The organism is Nocardioides sp. LML1-1-1.1 (assembly GCF_040676175.1).
In the GTDB taxonomy this organism is placed as follows: Bacteria; Actinomycetota; Actinomycetes; order Propionibacteriales; family Nocardioidaceae; genus Nocardioides.
Genome location: NZ_JBEGHK010000002.1, coordinates 618622 through 633975 on the forward strand (window position 1 = coordinate 618622; position 15354 = coordinate 633975).

15 protein-coding genes and 1 riboswitch are annotated in these 15354 nt (G+C 73.0%); of the genes, 4 read left to right on the forward strand and 11 right to left on the reverse strand.

Annotation, left to right across the window (positions count from 1 at the left end; all coding sequences use genetic code 11):
- Window positions 1-14: 14 nt before the first annotated feature.
- Genes MRBLML1_RS09800 through MRBLML1_RS09815 form a run of 4 tightly spaced genes read right to left on the reverse strand, consistent with a single transcriptional unit; the run spans window position 15 to window position 3968 of the window.
- On the reverse strand, window positions 15-872 hold the full coding sequence (locus MRBLML1_RS09800; RefSeq protein WP_364514923.1) for an ATP-grasp domain-containing protein: 858 nt from the start codon (window positions 870-872) through the stop codon (window positions 15-17).
- Between the two features lie 21 nt (window positions 873-893).
- Window positions 894-2567, reverse strand: a complete 1674-nt coding sequence (locus tag MRBLML1_RS09805; protein WP_364514926.1) for an alkaline phosphatase D family protein — start codon at window positions 2565-2567, stop codon at window positions 894-896.
- Between the two features lie 47 nt (window positions 2568-2614).
- Window positions 2615-3439: an SGNH/GDSL hydrolase family protein gene (locus MRBLML1_RS09810; RefSeq protein ID WP_364514929.1), complete on the reverse strand. Its 825-nt coding sequence runs from the start codon at window positions 3437-3439 to the stop codon at window positions 2615-2617.
- A gap of 58 nt (window positions 3440-3497) precedes the next feature.
- Window positions 3498-3968, reverse strand: a complete 471-nt coding sequence (locus MRBLML1_RS09815) for an OsmC family protein (RefSeq protein WP_364514932.1) — start codon at window positions 3966-3968, stop codon at window positions 3498-3500.
- 49 nt (window positions 3969-4017) lie between these two features.
- Between MRBLML1_RS09815 and MRBLML1_RS09820 the strand changes: the two genes are divergently transcribed.
- Both MRBLML1_RS09820 and MRBLML1_RS09825 read left to right on the forward strand, forming a co-directional pair.
- Window positions 4018-5616 carry an AMP-binding protein gene (locus MRBLML1_RS09820; protein ID WP_364514935.1) on the forward strand — a complete coding sequence of 533 codons (1599 nt, stop codon included), beginning with the start codon at window positions 4018-4020 and terminating at the stop codon, window positions 5614-5616.
- Between the two features lie 63 nt (window positions 5617-5679).
- Window positions 5680-6873 carry a hypothetical protein gene (locus MRBLML1_RS09825; RefSeq protein ID WP_364514938.1) on the forward strand — a complete coding sequence of 398 codons (1194 nt, stop codon included), beginning with the start codon at window positions 5680-5682 and terminating at the stop codon, window positions 6871-6873.
- 77 nt (window positions 6874-6950) lie between these two features.
- Here the strand turns inward: MRBLML1_RS09825 and MRBLML1_RS09830 are convergent, their stop codons facing one another.
- The 5 genes from MRBLML1_RS09830 to MRBLML1_RS09850 all read right to left on the reverse strand — a co-directional run bounded on the left by MRBLML1_RS09830 (window position 6951) and on the right by MRBLML1_RS09850 (window position 10703).
- Window positions 6951-7229, reverse strand: a complete 279-nt coding sequence (locus tag MRBLML1_RS09830) for a MoaD/ThiS family protein (protein ID WP_364514940.1) — start codon at window positions 7227-7229, stop codon at window positions 6951-6953.
- A gap of 38 nt (window positions 7230-7267) precedes the next feature.
- Window positions 7268-8551, reverse strand: a complete 1284-nt coding sequence (gene thrC / locus MRBLML1_RS09835) for a threonine synthase (RefSeq protein ID WP_364514943.1) — start codon at window positions 8549-8551, stop codon at window positions 7268-7270.
- A 10-nt stretch (window positions 8552-8561) separates the two neighbouring features.
- Window positions 8562-8706: riboswitch (SAM riboswitch) on the reverse strand.
- 88 nt (window positions 8707-8794) lie between these two features.
- Window positions 8795-9637, reverse strand: a complete 843-nt coding sequence (gene otsB, locus MRBLML1_RS09840) for a trehalose-phosphatase (RefSeq protein WP_364514946.1) — start codon at window positions 9635-9637, stop codon at window positions 8795-8797.
- A 195-nt stretch (window positions 9638-9832) separates the two neighbouring features.
- Window positions 9833-10384: a LytR C-terminal domain-containing protein gene (locus tag MRBLML1_RS09845; protein WP_364514948.1), complete on the reverse strand. Its 552-nt coding sequence runs from the start codon at window positions 10382-10384 to the stop codon at window positions 9833-9835.
- A gap of 22 nt (window positions 10385-10406) precedes the next feature.
- Complete coding sequence (locus MRBLML1_RS09850) at window positions 10407-10703, reverse strand: DUF3263 domain-containing protein (RefSeq protein WP_364514951.1); 297 nt, start codon at window positions 10701-10703, stop codon at window positions 10407-10409.
- A gap of 105 nt (window positions 10704-10808) precedes the next feature.
- On the opposite strand from MRBLML1_RS09850, the gene MRBLML1_RS09855 reads away from it, so the two are divergent.
- Entirely contained in the window at window positions 10809-11822 is a 1014-nt protein-coding gene (locus tag MRBLML1_RS09855; protein WP_364514954.1) for a Gfo/Idh/MocA family protein, read from the forward strand.
- Here MRBLML1_RS09855 and MRBLML1_RS09860 read toward each other — a convergent pair.
- Together MRBLML1_RS09860 and MRBLML1_RS09865 are read right to left on the reverse strand one after the other, a co-directional pair.
- Window positions 11801-12463, reverse strand: a complete 663-nt coding sequence (locus tag MRBLML1_RS09860) for a response regulator transcription factor (RefSeq protein ID WP_364514957.1) — start codon at window positions 12461-12463, stop codon at window positions 11801-11803. The genes MRBLML1_RS09855 and MRBLML1_RS09860 overlap by 22 nt on opposite strands.
- Entirely contained in the window at window positions 12460-13803 is a 1344-nt protein-coding gene (locus MRBLML1_RS09865; RefSeq protein ID WP_364514960.1) for a sensor histidine kinase, read from the reverse strand. Before MRBLML1_RS09865 ends, MRBLML1_RS09860 begins: the two co-directional genes overlap by 4 nt.
- Window positions 13804-13904: 101 nt before the next feature.
- Here MRBLML1_RS09865 and MRBLML1_RS09870 point away from each other — a divergent pair, with 101 nt between their 5' ends.
- Window positions 13905-15335 carry an alpha,alpha-trehalose-phosphate synthase (UDP-forming) gene (locus MRBLML1_RS09870; protein ID WP_364514962.1) on the forward strand — a complete coding sequence of 477 codons (1431 nt, stop codon included), beginning with the start codon at window positions 13905-13907 and terminating at the stop codon, window positions 15333-15335.
- Window positions 15336-15354 lie beyond the last annotated feature (19 nt).

The window sequence follows — 15354 nt, forward strand, 5'->3', positions numbered from 1 at the left end:
GAGGGGTGCTCTTCTCAGCCCCGGCTCAGCCGTCGTACGACGGCCTCGGCGAAGTGCGCGGCGTTCGCCGGCTCCACGTCGAGGTAGAGCCCCGGCTCGATCAGCTCCAGCTCGCTGACCACCCAGGCGTCGCGCCAGGCCATCAGGTCGATCCGCGCGTACGCGAGGTCGGCGCCGGTACGGCGCTCCACCGCGCGCACCGCCTCCACCGCGACCCCGGCCCGGATCGGGTCGAGCGGGACGGGGCGGGTGCTGCCGCCGTAGAGCTCGTGGACACGGACCTCGCCACCCGCCGGCAGCTTGTCGACCTGGCTCACCGCCGCGCCGCCGAGCACGTAGACCGAGGACTCCCCGACCGTGCGCACCGACTCCACCACCGGCTGGACGATCCACGGGCCCGGCGCCAGGCCCTCGAGCCGCGGGTCGGCGAGGCTCTCCACGACGACCACGCCGTTGCCACCGGCGCCGGTGCGCGGCTTGACGACCACGCTCCCCCAGCGCTCCAGGCCCGCCCGCAGGCCGACGGCGAGCTCGGTGTCGTCGAGCGGTGCCGTCGGGACCATCGGGACGACGTCGGCGAGCTCGGCGAGGTAGATCTTGTCGGCGTTCCAGCCGAACACCTCGGCCCCGTTGAGCAGCGGGGTCGTCTCCTCGACCCGGGCCGCCCACTCGAGGAAGGGGCGCAGCCGGCGGTGGTAGTCCCAGGTGGACCGGGCCGCGACCAGGTCGGCCGCCGCCCAGTCCACCGACGGGTCGTCCCAGCGTGCCCACCGCGCCTCCACCCCGCGCTCGGCGAAGGCCGCGACGAGCAGGTCGCCGCCCGGCTCACCGTCGGGCATCAGGTCGAAGGTCGCGAGCAGCACGGTGGTCACGATCCCGAGACTAGGAGGGCATCAGCCGGCCGCCCGCCGCCGGGTGTCCTGGTCGGCCTCGGACGGCGCCTGCGCGCTGTGGGCACGGCCGACGACCTTGCCCGCGACGTCGAGCTGGACGCCCGGCACACCCGCCTCGACGACGTACGTCGCCCGGGTCGAGACGGGCGCGTCCGGGCGGGTGACGTACGGGACCACCCGGAAGTCGGAAGACCACTCCTTGCGGGTCACCCGGCAGCGCACGTAGCCGCGCTGGGAGTTGAAGAAGCGCAGGTGCGGGTTGGCCGCGAGCAGGTTCTGCCCGGCGGTGGTCATGTCGGCGCCGTCCCCGCCGCTGGTGATCGAGGTGCCGACGAACTCGCTGCCCACGACCGGGGTGTCCGGGCGGGCGTAGTCGCGGTGCAGGTCGCTGGCGTAGTTCTGGTGCCGGTCCCCGGTGATCACCACCAGGTTGTCGACGCCGCGGTCCTGGGCGCCGCCGAGGATCCGCTCCCGGTTGGCGACGTAGCCGTCCCAGGGGTCCATGAACAGCAGCTTGCCCGGCCCCGGGTCCTGGTCGGTCTCGGCCATCGGCGCCTGGTTGGCGATCACCTGCCAGCGCGGCCGGTTGCGGGCCAGGTTGTCGAGCAGCCACTTCTCCTGCGCCGCACCCATCATCGTGCGGGCCGGGTCCGTCGACTCCGGGCCGGGCACGTGGCTGCCGTCGCCGTAGGGCTGGTCGTCGCGGAACTGCCGGGTGTCGATGACGTTGAAGTCCACCAGGTCGCCGTAGGCCAGGCGGCGGTAGATCCGCATGTCCGCGCCCTGCGGCACCGAGGCGGCGCGGAAGGGCAGGTTCTCGTAGTAGGCCTGGAAGGCCGCCGTACGACGCGGCAGCCACAGCGGGCCCTTGCTCTGGCTGGACTCCTCGGGGGTGTCGCTCGCCCAGTTGTTCTCGACCTCGTGGTCGTCGGGGGTCACCACGAACGGGTGCGCGGCGTGCGCGGCCATCAGGTGCGGGTCGGACTTGTAGAGCCCGTACTGCAACCGGTAGCGCGCCAGGTCCGTCGTCTCGCCGCGGAAGGCCTCGGCCATCGGCTGCTGGCGGGCACCACCGGTGGCGTTGATGCCGTACTCGTAGAGGTAGTCGCCCAGGTGGACGACGAGGTCGAGGTCCTCGTCGGCGAGGTGGCCGTAGGCGGTGTAGAAGCCCTGGTCCCACCGGGCACAGCTGGCGAAGGCGAAGCTCAGCTCGCGCAGGTGGGCGGCGTGCGACGGCGCGGTGCGGGTGCGGCCCACCGGGCTCACGTGCTGGCCGGCGCGGAAGCGGAACCAGTAGGTGCGTCCCGGGCGCAGTCCCCAGACCTCGGGGTGCACGGAGTGGCCGAGCTCGGGGGTCGCGGTCGCCGTACCGCGCCGGACGACGCGGCGGAAGCGCTCGTCCTCGGCGACCTCCCAGCGCACCGGCACCGCCCGCGGCGCCATCCCGCCGGAGCCGTCCGGCGCGAGCGGGTCGATGGCGAGCCGGGTCCACAGCACGACCGAGTGCGGCAGCGGGTCGCCGGAGGCGACCCCCAGCCCGAAGGGGTACGACGGCGCGTCCGCGCGCGCCGAGGACAGACCGGCGTCGAGGGCGCCGGTGCCGAGCAGGACCGCGGTGGCGCCGGCGCCGCCGAGGAATCCCCGGCGGCCGATCGAAGCAGGAGCGAGGGGCATGGTGGAGCCTTCCGAGAGAGGTGGAGCAGCGAGGTGGAGCGAGGGGGTCAGGGAGCGGGGGCGTGGTGGCCGAAGGGCACGTCCTCGGCGTGGCCGAGCGCGAGCAGGACCGAGGGCAGCAGCGCCTTCGCGGTGCGCTTGTAGCCCAGGGCGCTGGGGTGGAAGCGGTCGAGGCTGAACATCTCGTCGGGGTTGGTGATGAAGAAGGGCCCCACCACCCGGGCCAGCGACACCGCGTGGGCGCCGTTGCGCACCGCCACCTCGGCCTGGGCGCCGGCGAGCTGGCGCGACATCCGCGAGCCCAGCGAGCGCAGCGGCTGTGGGACCGGGCGCAGGGCGCCCAGGTCGGGACAGGTGCCGACGACGACCTCGGTCCCCTGCTCGCGCAGCCGGACCACCGCCTCCTCCAGCTGCGCCGCGGAGGTGCCGACCGGGACCCGGTGCGTGACGTCGTTGCCGCCGACCACGATGATCGCGACGTCCGCGCGGTAGCCCGCCGGCAACCCGTCCAGCTGGCCCGCCAGCGCGGAGGTCTCCGAGCCCACCACCGCGCCCGTGCGCAGCCGGACCGGGCGGTGCAGCGCGCCCGCCAGCCCGCGCGCGACCCGCGCGCCGAGGGTGTCCTTGGGCCGCTCGGCGCCCAGCCCGGCGGCGATCGAGTCACCCAGCACCAGCAGGTCGAGCGGTACGCCGGCGTACTTCTTCTTCCACGTCTTGTCCGCCGGGATCGCGTCCTCCCCCAGCGGCTTGCCGATCCGGGCCCGGGCGATCGCCGCCTGCCGGCGCAGCAGCTCGCGCCCGCCGCCCGTGGTGACCCCGACGCCGGCGAGGGCGACGCCGAGGGCGACCAGGGTCCGGCGGGTGCGGCTCATGGTTGCTTTGAACCAGAGCCCCCTGAACGGACGGTGGCGCTGTGGTGGCGGGTCGGTGTCAGGAGCCCGCGACCTCGATCACCGGCTCGTGCCGCACCGGGAAGTTGACCGAGGCCGCGATGAAGCAGTTCTCGCTGGCCTCGTGGTGGATCTCGCGGGCGAGCTGGACGTGCGCGGGGTCGGCGACGGTCACCCGGGGCCGCAGCACCACCTCGGTGAAGTGCCCGCCCTGGCCGGCCTGGGCCATGGTGCCGACCGGGCTGTCGTCGTACGCCGTGACGACGATGCCGTGGGTGACGGCACTGTGCAGGTAGGACAGCAGGTGGCACTGCGCGAGCGCGGCGAGCAGCAGCTCCTCGGGGTTCCAGCGGCTGGCGTCGCCGCGGAAGGTGGGGTCGGCGGAGCCGGCGAGGTCGGGCTTGCCGGCGGCCGTGAGCAGGACGTCGCGGCCGTAGTCGCGGTAGCCCGTCGTACCGCTGCCGCGGTTGCCCTGCCAGACGAGGTCGAGCGCGTAGTGGTGATCGGTCACTCGTCCATTCTGTAGCGAGAACGCGTTCTAGTTTGGCAGTCTGTCCGGTGTGACCCCCACCACAGCAGCCGTGCGCCCGATCAACCTCGCCGACGTGCTCGAGGCGATGGCCGACGCCGTGCCCGACCGGATCGCGGTCTTCACCCGCGACCGGGCCTGGACCTTCGCCGAGGTCGACGACCGCTCGACCCGCCTGGCCAACCACCTGGCGGGGCTCGGCATCCGGCCCGGGGAGCACGTGGCGGTGCACGCGACCAACCGGATCGAGTGGGTCGACGCGCTCTACGGCTGCCTCAAGGCGCGGGCGGTGCCGATCAACATCAACTACAAGTACCTGCACGACGAGCTGGCCTACCTCTACGACAACGCCGACTGCGTCGCCGCCGTGATCGCCCCCGAGTACGTCGACGCGGTGCGCGCGCTCGACGTACCGAGCCTGCGGGAGATGGTCGTCCTCGGCGAGGACTACGACGCCGCGCTCGCCGCCGCCTCCCCCGAGCGCCCGGTCAACGGGCGCAGCGCCGACGACCACTACGTGCTCTACACCGGCGGCACCACCGGCAACCCCAAGGGCGTGGTCTGGCGCAACGAGGACCTGATCCGCGCCGCCCTCAACGCCGCCCGCTACGGCGCCCCGCTCGACTCCGTCGAGCAGCTCGTCGAGGAGGCGGTCGCCGTCGAGACGCCGATGGTGCTGCTCGCCTGCGGGCCGATGATGCACGGCGGCAGCCAGTGGATCCTCGGCAACGGGCACGTCGCCGGGCAGACCGTCGCGCTGTACACCGAGCCCACGTTCAGCGCCGAGGGCGTGCTCGACCTCGTCGAGCAGGCTCGCGTGGTCTCGCTGACCTTCCTGGGCGACGCGATGGGCCGCCCGGTCGCCGAGGCGATCCTCGCCGAGCCGGACCGGTGGGACCTGAGCAGCCTCGCGGCGGTGTCCAACGGCGCGGCACCGCTCTCCGACGGCGTACGGGAGGAGATCCGGCGGGCCCTGCCCGGCCGCTTCATCCTGGACTCCTACGGCGCCTCGGAGTCCGGCGCCGCCGGCTCCCGCATCGACGACGGGTCCGAGGGCGCCACCGGGGCGCCCCGGTTCACCGTCAACGACCAGGTCGAGGTGTTCGGCCCGGACCTGAAGCCCTGCCCGGTCGGGGTCGACGGGATGCTCGGGCGCTGCGGCCCGGTGCCGCTCGGCTACTACAAGGACCCGGTGAAGTCCGCGGCCACCTTCAAGGAGATCGACGGCGTGCGCTGGGCGATCCCCGGCGACTTCGCCCGGCGTGAGGAGGACGGCTCGGTCACCGTGCTCGGCCGCGGCTCGGTGTGCATCAACACCGGCGGCGAGAAGGTGCACCCCGAGGAGGTCGAGGCGGTGCTGCTGCGCCACGACGAGGTCTTCGACGCCGTCGTGGTCGGTACGCCGCACGAGCGCTGGGGCCAGCAGGTCACCGCCCTCGTCCAGCGCCGCGACGGCTCGGCGCTCGACGAGGAGGGCGTCCGCGAGCACTGCCGGGCGCTGATCTCCAACTACAAGGTCCCCAAGACGGTGCTCTTCGTCGACGAGGTGCCGCGCACACCGGTCAGCAAGGTCGACTACCCGGCCAGCGCCGCGCTCGCGGCCACCCTCCTGTCGACAGGGCAGGTCTAGGCAACATAAGATCCGCTGACCGGCGTGGCGGGAGTCCGCGCCCTTCGCTCTCCCGGGGGACTCGTGCGTCGCTTCCTGATCCTGCTCTGCGCCGCGGCGCTGGGGCTGACGTTGCTCGGTGCCCGGCCGGCTTCGGCCACACCGCTCCGGCTCCACGTCAGCAGCGAGCCCCTGCTGAGCGAGAACGGTGACGGCTACTGGGAGTCCGCCACCGTCTTCGTGAGCACCAACGCCGACGCCGCCCACTGGGTCCTCTCCGGACTGGGCAAGACGGTCGCGGAGGGCGATGTCACCGACGAGCAGCTCCAGGCCGCCCGCGTGGGCCATCCCGCGGAGATCACGGTGAGCTCGCTGACCACCGGTGCGCCGCTCGCCGCCGGCACCTACCGATTCAGCGTGACGGCCACCGCCGCCGACCAGGCGCCGCTGACGGGCGCCACCGAGATCCATGTCAGCACGGCGCGCCCGCTCGCCTCGATGACGCGGAGCGCCACCGTGATCTTCCCCAACGACTACAACGATGGTGTCGCGCACGAGATCGCCTTCCGGCACGGTCTGGACGCGGCGACGATCACGCGGGGCGTCGTCCGGTGGGAGGTCGTCGGTCCGGGCGGAGTCTCCTACGGGCCCTGGAACGTCGACCCCCGGGACCCGGTCCTGCGCTGGAACGGGAAGGACCACGACTACGACGTGGTCGCGCCGGGGGTCTACCGGGTGCGCCTCACCGTCAGCGACGACGGGATGACCAAGAGCGGTCCCCTGTCGCAGCCGTTCGGCGTCTCCCGCGGCTACCGCGTGAGCGCCCGGCAGATCGTCACCCAGCGCGCCGGCACCACCCGGACCGCGACGCTCACCCGCCGCCACGCCCGGTTCAGCGTGGTGAACGGCAGCCTGCGCTACCGCCGCACCGGCAACGACTGGCGCAAGACGTCGCTCGTCCGCACGGCGCACCAGGTCCGCATCCCCGCCGGGCGCATCCCGGGCACGCGGCCCGCGCTCGTCGTCCGGGGGCGCTGGCACGACGCCGACGCCGCCCTGGAGGTGCTGACGCGGACGGGGCGGCCCCGGCTCGTCTCCGCCTACGACGGCGGCGGGCCGGGCTACCGGCTCTTCGTGATCCCCCGCTACCTGCTCCGCGCGGACGGCACCGTGCGCTTCCGCGTGGTGTGGTCGACCAACGACTCGACGTACCGGACGGGCCGGGTCGACTCCATCGGCGTCCGGATCGACAAGTGGGTCTGGCGCGACCTCACCTGATCCGTCGTACCGGACATCTCGGTCGTGATTCGGCCTGGACCACGACAGATATGTCCGGTACGACGAGCGAGACCGCCTCAGCAGCCGCCCGCGACGGCCGGGATCACCGACACCTCGGCGCCGTCGGGCGTCGGGGTGGCGAGGTCCTGCTCGAAGCGGACGTCGTCGTTGTTGACGTAGACGTTGACGAAGCGGCGCAGCTTGCCGTCCTCGTCGACGATCCGGCCCTTGATCCCCGCGAAGCGCGCGTCGAGGTCGTCGAGGATCTCCGCGAGGTTCGCGCCGGTGGCGCTCACCTCGGAGTCACCGCCGGTGTAGGTGCGGAGGATGGTCGGGATCCGGACGCTGACTGCCATGGGAGTTCCTTCGGTTCTGCGAGTGCGGGAGGGGTGCTTCAGAGACCCGTGGCCTTGAAGGCCGCGTAGGTCGGGGCGATGGTCGCGGCGGCGCCGACCTGGCCGGAGACCGCGTCGAGGGTCTTCAGGCCGTGGCCGGTGTTGATGACGACCGTCTCGAGCGTGGGGTCCAGCTGGCCGGTCTCGACGAGCTTCTTGGTGACGGCGAGCGTCGTACCGCCGGCGGTCTCGGTGAAGATGCCCTCGGTGCGCGCGAGCAGGACGATGCCGGCGCGGATCTCCTCGTCGGTGACCTCCTCGACCGCACCACCGGTACGACGGGCGATGTCCAGCACGTAGATGCCGTCCGCCGGGTTGCCGATCGCCAGGCTCTTGGCGATCGTGTCGGGCTTGACCGGGCGGATCGCGTCCGTGCCGGCCTTCCAGGCGGTGGCGACCGGGCCGCAGCCCTCGGCCTGGGCACCGAAGATCTTGTAGGCCTTGTCCTCGACGAGGCCGAGCTTGATCAGCTCCTGGAAGGCCTTGTCGACCTTGGTCAGCTGCGAGCCGGAGGCGACCGGGATGACGACCTGGTCGGGCAGCCGCCAGCCGAGCTGCTCGGCGATCTCGTAGCCCAGGGTCTTCGAGCCCTCGGCGTAGTAGGGCCGCACGTTGACGTTGACGAACGCCCAGCCCTCCTCCTCGCCGGCGATCTCGGAGGCGAGCTTGTTGACGTCGTCGTAGTTGCCGTCGACGGCGACCAGGTTCTCGGTGAAGATCGCGGAGTTGACCTGCTTGGGCTGCTCGAGGTTGCTCGGGATGAACACCACGGTCTTGATGCCGGCCCGGGCGCCGGCGGCCGCGACCGCGTTGGCGAGGTTGCCGGTGGAGGGGCAGGCGAAGGTCGTGGCGCCGAGCTCGCGCGCGGCGCTGAGCGCACAGGCGACGACCCGGTCCTTGAAGGAGTTGGTCGGGTTGGTCGAGTCGTCCTTGACCCAGATCTTCGCGACGCCGAGCTCGGCGGCGAGGTTCTTGGCGTCGAGCAGCCGGGTGAAGCCGGGCTCGGTGTTGGGGCTGGACTCGATGTCCGTCGGGACGGGCAGCAGCGCCTTGTAGCGCCAGATGTTGCGCGGGCCGGCCTCGATCTCCTCGCGGGTCACCTGCGGGAAGTCGTAGGCGATCTCCAGCGGGCCGAAGCACTCCGGGCACGCGTAGAACGGGCCGAGGTCGACCCGGTGGCCGCACTCGCGACAGGACAGCGCGGTGGCGTGCCCGAAGGCGCCGGGGCGCAGGCTCGTGGTGGTGCTGGTGGCGGTGTCCCGCTCGGTCACAACGGCGCTCATGGATTCCTCCTTCTCATCTGTCCCGTGCGACTTTCGCCGGGTCGGATTTGGCACCGTTTTCCGCGACGTCCGCGCCAGCGTGCTGGTGCGTCCGGGAGTTCGCGGCGGTTGCCGGGACTTCTTCGGGCCGTTCCCTCAGTCCCTCTGGATGAGCAGGACCAGATTACGGGTGACAGGTCACCCACCACGAATCGAGATCCCGGATCGCGAGACCGCTGTCCGGGATGCGAGACAGTACGACGGTCAGCGACGCGCCCGAGCGTCGGACGCCAGCCGCCCGAGCAGCTCGATGACGCCCTCCGGGCCCCGGACCACCACGTCGGAGAGCTCCACCAGCGCGCTCTGCTCGTCGGAGGCCGAGCACACCCGCAGCGGCGCGATGCCCTGCTTGCCGAGCTCCTCGACCGCCTCGAAGGCCTCCACGTCGCCGAGGTCGTCACCGGCGAAGACGAAGCCCTGCGCGTCGAGCACCGCGGCCAGCCGGTCGACGACCAGGCCCTTGTGCGAGCCCGCCGAGCGGGCCTCGATCACCGCGCGCCCCGGCTCCAGCACGAGCCCGTGCCGGTGGGCGAGCTCGCGCATCGGCGGCAGCAGCCGCTCGAAGGCGGCCTCGGGATCGGGCAGCCGGCGGGTGTGCACCGCGACCGCGAGGCCCTTGTCCTCCACGAACGCCTCGTCGGCGCCGGCCTGGCGCAGCGTGCGCGGCAGGTCGCGCTCGAACGTCGCCAACCCCCGCGGCGGACGCGCTCCCAGGATCCGGCGCCGGCCCGAGCTCCACCGCTCGTTGCCGTACTGCCCGAACACGAACAGCTCCTTGCCGGCCGCCTGCAGCGCGTCACCGACCTCCTCCAGCCCACCGAGGTCCAGCGCCTGCCGGGCCGGGCGGCCGGTGATCACCGCGATCGCCGCGACCTCCGAGGCCAGGTCCACCAGCGCGGCGGCGGCATCGGGGTGGATGTGCGCCCTCGCCGGGTCGTCCACGATCGGGGCGAGCGTGCCGTCGAAGTCGAGCCCGACGACCGTCCGCGCGGCGACACCGACCACGGCGTCGTACCGCTGCTCGCCCTCGGCCGTCGGAAACCTCACTGCCCCATCCCACCACGTCTTCACATGACGACGGTGTCCGCCGGGTGAAAACTCAACCCTGTGACCCTCGCGCCACCCGGTCGCAGCAGCCCGCGCCGGCAGTCTTGCCGCCAGGCGGAGGCAGGACCTACGCAAGCCAACGGCGAGGCCGGCAGCGCGGCGCGACGAAGGAGCGACGCGCTCGGCCCAGACAGCTCAGTCCAGCTCGCCCGTCAGGATCAGCGTCAGGTTCTTGTCCGACATGTCGGAGCCGGTGTCGGCGGGCTTGATCCGGGCGATGCCCAGGTCGAGCGCGAGCAGCTGGGCGGCGGCCTTCTTGCCCTGCGGGTAATAGACCGTCGTCGCGGGGACCGTGCCGTACCAGTTGTCGGCGGCGGCGACCGGCCAGCCGGCCTCCTTGACCGTCTCCGAGACCCGGCCGGCGAGGCCCTTGATCGCGGTGTTGTTGAAGACCACGACGGGCTGCTTGGCGCGGTCGACCGGCTTCGGCTTGGGCTTCTCCGACGCCTTCTGCGTGGGCGACTCGGAGGGGCTGCCCGAGGAGGCGTCGTCGGTCGGGGTCGGGGTGCTCGCGGCCGTCGTGGCGGAGATGTCGCGCTCGGCCGGCTTGTCGTCGCGGGTCGCGACGAAGGCGATGACGGCCAGCACGACCGCCACCACGCTCAGCAGGACGACGGGCGAGGGCAGCACGGCACCGCGCTGGTCGCGGGGACGGGCGGGGCGAGCAGGCCAGGTGGGGAAGGTCATGGCCGCCTCTCTGTGGCGTGGGTCAGATCTCGAAGCCGAGGCGCCGCGCGGAGCGCTGGCGCTGACGCTGGGAGCGCAGCCGGCGCAGGCGCCGCACGAGCAGCGGGTCGTGCGCGAGGGCGTCAGGACGGTCGATGAGGGCGTTGAGCACCTGGTAGTAGCGGGTGGCGCTCATGTCGAACTGCTCGCGCACCGCGGTCTCCTTGGCGCCGGCGTACTTCCACCACTGGCGCTCGAACTCGAGGATCGCGCGGTCCCGCTCGCTGAGGTCACCCGGAACGGCCGGGGTGGCGTCCTGGTGGCTGCGCTCGGCGCTCATGAGGTCTCCTCGACGCTCTCGACAGGTGTACGACGCCACTGTAACCCGCGAATCACACGGATGTCATTCGCGTCGCCCCCGCGTGCCGCCCGTAGGGTCGGGGCCATGGCGGACACCGACTCCTTCGGCTGGGGAATCCTGGCGACCGGCAAGATCGCCCGCTCCTTCGCGGCGGACCTGGCGCTGGTGCCGGGTGCACGGCTGGCGGCGGTCGGCTCCCGTTCCACCGCGGGCGCGGAGGCCTTCGTCGCCGAGCACGGCACGCCGCAGACCCGGGCGCACGGCAGCTACGACGACCTGCTGGCCGATCCCGACGTCGACGTCGTCTACGTCGCCACGCCGCACGCGCTGCACCTCGACAACGTCCGCGCGGCCTTCGCCGCCGGCAAGCACGTGCTGTGCGAGAAGGCTCTGACGCTGCGGGCCGCGGACGCCGAGGAGATGGTCCGGCTGGCCCACGAGCACGACCGCTTCCTGATGGAGGCGATGTGGATGGCCTGCCACCCGGTGGTCCGGGAGCTGCGCGCGGAGCTCGCGAGCGGGCGCTTCGGCCGGCCCCGGCACGTGGCCGCCGAGCTGGGCTTCCGGGTGGACGCCGGCCCGGCGGACCGGATGTTCGCCCCCGAGCTGGGCGGCGGGGCGCTGCTGGACATGGGGATCTACCCGCTGACCTTCGCCCACCTGATGCTCGGCGAGGCCGAGGAGCTGGCCGCGACGGCGAGCCTGGCGCCGAGCGGGATCGACCTGGACATCGCGATCGCCGGGCGCTACCCCGGCGGCGCGCTCGCCACCCTGAACGCCTCGATGACGTCGTGGTCCTCCCGCGGCGCCGCCATCGCCACCGACCAGGGCCGGATCGAGCTGCAGGGCGACTTCCACCACCCCACCGCCGCGGTCTTCACCCCGGCCGGGCGGCCCGAGGACGCGATCACCCTCACCGGCGCCGAGCCGGTGGTCGGCCGCGGCTACGGCAACGAGGTCCTCGAGGTGCAGGGCTGCCTGGCCGCGGGGCTGCGGGAGAGCCCGCTGGTGCCGCACGAGCAGACCCTCACCCTGCTGCGGCAGATGGACGCGCTCCGGGCGAGCACGGGCATCCGCTACCCGGACGACCCGGCCTGACCTGCGCTGAGGTAGCGCACGACCGCCAGCACCCGCCGGTGCGACTGGTCGTCGTCGGGCGAGAGCCCGAGCTTGGCGAAGATCCGCTGGGTGTGCTTCTCCACGCCCGCCAGCGAGACCACCAGCGCGTCGGCGACCGCCGCGTTGGAGCGGCCCTCGGCCATCAGCGCCAGCACCTCGCGCTCGCGCGGGGTCAGCTCCTGGAGCGGGTCGTGCCGCCGGCCCATCAGGTGCCGCACGACCATCGGGTCGAGCACGGTCCCGCCGCCGCGCACCGTCTCCAGCGCGTCGAGGAACTCCGCGACCTCGCTCACCCGGTCCTTGAGGAGGTAGCCCACCCCGCCCTCGCCGGTGGCGAGCAGCTCGTCGGCGTACGACGCCACGACGTACTGCGACAGCACCAGCACCCGCGCCGCCGGCCACCGCGAGCGGACCGCGACCGCCGCGCGCAGGCCCTCGTCGGTGTGGCTGGGCGGCATCCGTACGTCGACCAGGGCCAGGTCCGGACGGTGCTCCAGCACCGCCTCCACCAGCGCCGGACCGTCGCCGACGGCGGCGACCACCTCGTGCCCGGCCTCCGCCAGCAGCAGCTGGAGGCCCTCACGGAGCAGCACCGAGTCGTCGGCCACCACGATCCTCAACGCAGCGGCACCTCCGCGCGCAGCCGCGTCGGGCCGCCCTCGGGCGAGGCGAGCAGGAGCCGGCCGTCGACGCCGTCGAGCCGCTCCTGGAGGCCGGACAGCCCGTGCCCGGGCCGCGCGGACGCACCGCCGCGGCCGTCGTCGTCGATCGTCACCTGCAGCGCGCCGTCCACGACGACCAGGGTGACATCGGCCCGGGTGGCGCCGCTGTGCTTGACCACGTTGGTGAGCGCCTCGGCGACCACGAAGTAGGCCGCCGTCTCGACCGCCAGCGGCAGCCCCCGGGGTACGTCGGCCACGACCCGCACGGGCACCGGCTGCCCGTCCGCCATCTCGGCCACCGCGGCGGCGAGGCCGCGGTCGACCAGCAGCGGCGGGGCGATCCCGCGGGACAGGGCGCGCAGCTCCTCGACGGCGGCGCGGGTCTGCGCGACCGCGGCGTCCAGGGTCCGCGCGGCGTGGTCGGGGTCCTGCGCGAGCTGGATGCGTGCGCGGCCGAGGTCCATGCCGAGCCGGATCAGCCGCTGCTGCGGGCCGTCGTGGATGTCACGCTCCAGACGGCGCAGCGACTCCGCCTCCGCACGGTGCGCGGACTCACGGCTCTGCTCGACCCGGGCCACCCGGCCCTGCAGCTCGGCGCGGCTGGTCAGCAGGACCGACGCCAGGCTGGCGTGCAGGGTCGCGGCGAGCCGCATCGCGAACGGCAGGGTCAGCAGCGCGACGGCACCGATGGCGGTGTTGAGGGCGATGTCGGCGCCACGGCCCTCGCCCAGGCCGATCAGGTCGGCGAGCCCCTGGCGGTCGCTGTCGCGCGGCAGGAAGCGCTCCCAGAACCAGTACGACGCCCCGGTCAGCACCGCACCCCACCAGACCACCGCGATCGAGAACGCGACCGTGCCGGTGAGCAGGCCGACCAGCGACCACACCACGTCGAGCCACGACTGCGGGTCGCGCAGCGCGGTCAGCGTGCGCCGCCAGTACCGGTCCCCGTCCTCGGCCCGCAGGTACGCCGGCGCCGGCACCTCGTGCCCGCGCAGGCTCCGCAGCCGGATCCGCTCCAGCACCGCGAACCCACGGGCCACCAGGGCCGCGAGCACGACCACCACGATCCCGCCGATCACGATCGACAGGGCTGCGCCGAGCGCGAGCAGGGTAATGACGACGACGTGAGCAACCAGTGCCAGCGGGAAGGCGGTCAGCGCGTAGCCCGAGTCGTGCAGGGTGCGGGCCACCAGGCCGCGCCGCGCCGGCCGCGCCCCGGGGGCGTCGGCGACGTCCGGGTCGGTCTCGGGCGGCAGGCTCGGGCTCATCACCAGGGTCTCGGTCAGGCTCTCGGTCATGACGACCAGCCTGGTCGCCGGGCGTCGTACCCGGAATCCTGCCAGCAGGACACCTGTTGTCGGGTCAGCCCGACCACCACCCCCACCGATAGGGTGACGACGTGGCCCACGACCTGGTGATCGTCGCCAACCGCCTGCCCGTCGACCGCGTGACCGGGCCGGACGGGAAGACGTCCTGGCGCCGCTCCCCCGGCGGCCTCGTCTCCGCGATCGAGCCGGTGATGCGCGCCCACGACGGGGTGTGGGTCGGCTGGCCCGGTGGCACCGAGCAGCGGCTGCGGGCGTTCAAGGACGACGGGCTCTCGCTGGTGCCGCTGTCGATGAGCGCGGAGGAGATCGAGGAGCACTACGAGGGCTTCTCCAACGGCACCCTGTGGCCGCTCTACCACGACGTCGTCGCGAAGCCGGAGTTCCACCGCGAGTGGTGGGACACCTACGTCAAGGTCAACCGCCGCTTCGCGGAGAAGGCCGCCGGCCTGGCCGCCAAGGGCGCGACCGTGTGGGTGCACGACTACCAGCTGCAGCTGGTCCCGCAGATGCTGCGCGAGCTGCGCCCGGACCTGCGGATCGGGTTCTACCTGCACATCCCGTTCCCGCCGGCCGAGCTCTTCCAGCAGCTGCCGTGGCGCCGCCAGATCCTCGAGGGCCTGCTCGGTGCCGACCTGGTCGGCTTCCAGCTGCCCGGCGCCGCGCAGAACTTCATCCGCCTGGTCCGCCAGCGGGTCGGCCACAAGACCCACCGCGACCTGGTCTACCTGCCCGACGGGCGCACCGTGCGCGCCGCCGCCTTCCCGATCTCCATCGACGCCGCCGGCTTCGAGGAGCTCGCCGGCTCCGAGGCCGTCGCCGAGCGCGCCGCCGCGATCCGCGAGGCCCTGGGCAACCCGAAGAAGATCTTCCTCGGCATCGACCGGCTCGACTACACCAAGGGCATCTATGCCCGGCTGCGCGCCTTCGGCGAGCTGATCAGCGACGGCCGGCTGACCGTCGACGACGCCGTCTTCGTCCAGGTCGCGGTGCCCTCCCGGGAACGGGTCGAGCACTACCGCAACCTGCGCGACGACATCGAGCGGCTCGTCGGGCGGCTCAACGGCGACCTCGGCCGGATCGGCCGTCCCGCGATCAGCTACCTGCACACGTCGTACCCCCGCGAGGAGATGGCCGCCCTCTACCGCGCCGCCGACGTGATGGTCGTGACGCCGTACCGGGACGGGATGAACCTCGTCGCCAAGGAGTACGTCGCCTGCCGCACCGAGGACGACGGCGCCCTGGTGCTCTCGGAGTTCGCCGGGGCGGCCGACGAGCTGCGCCAGGCCTGGTTGGTCAATCCCTACGACATGAACGGGATGAAGGCCGCGCTCCTGGAGGCCTACCAGGCCGAGCCGAAGGAGCTGACGCGGCGGATGAAGGCGATGCGCAAGCAGATCGCCCAGCACGACGTGAAGGCGTGGGCCGACAGCTTCATGACCGAGCTGGAGGACGACTCCGCCCAGGGCCACCGCAAGTCGCTGCGTCCGGCCGAGCGTTCCTGACCTGCTCCCCCTCCGGACG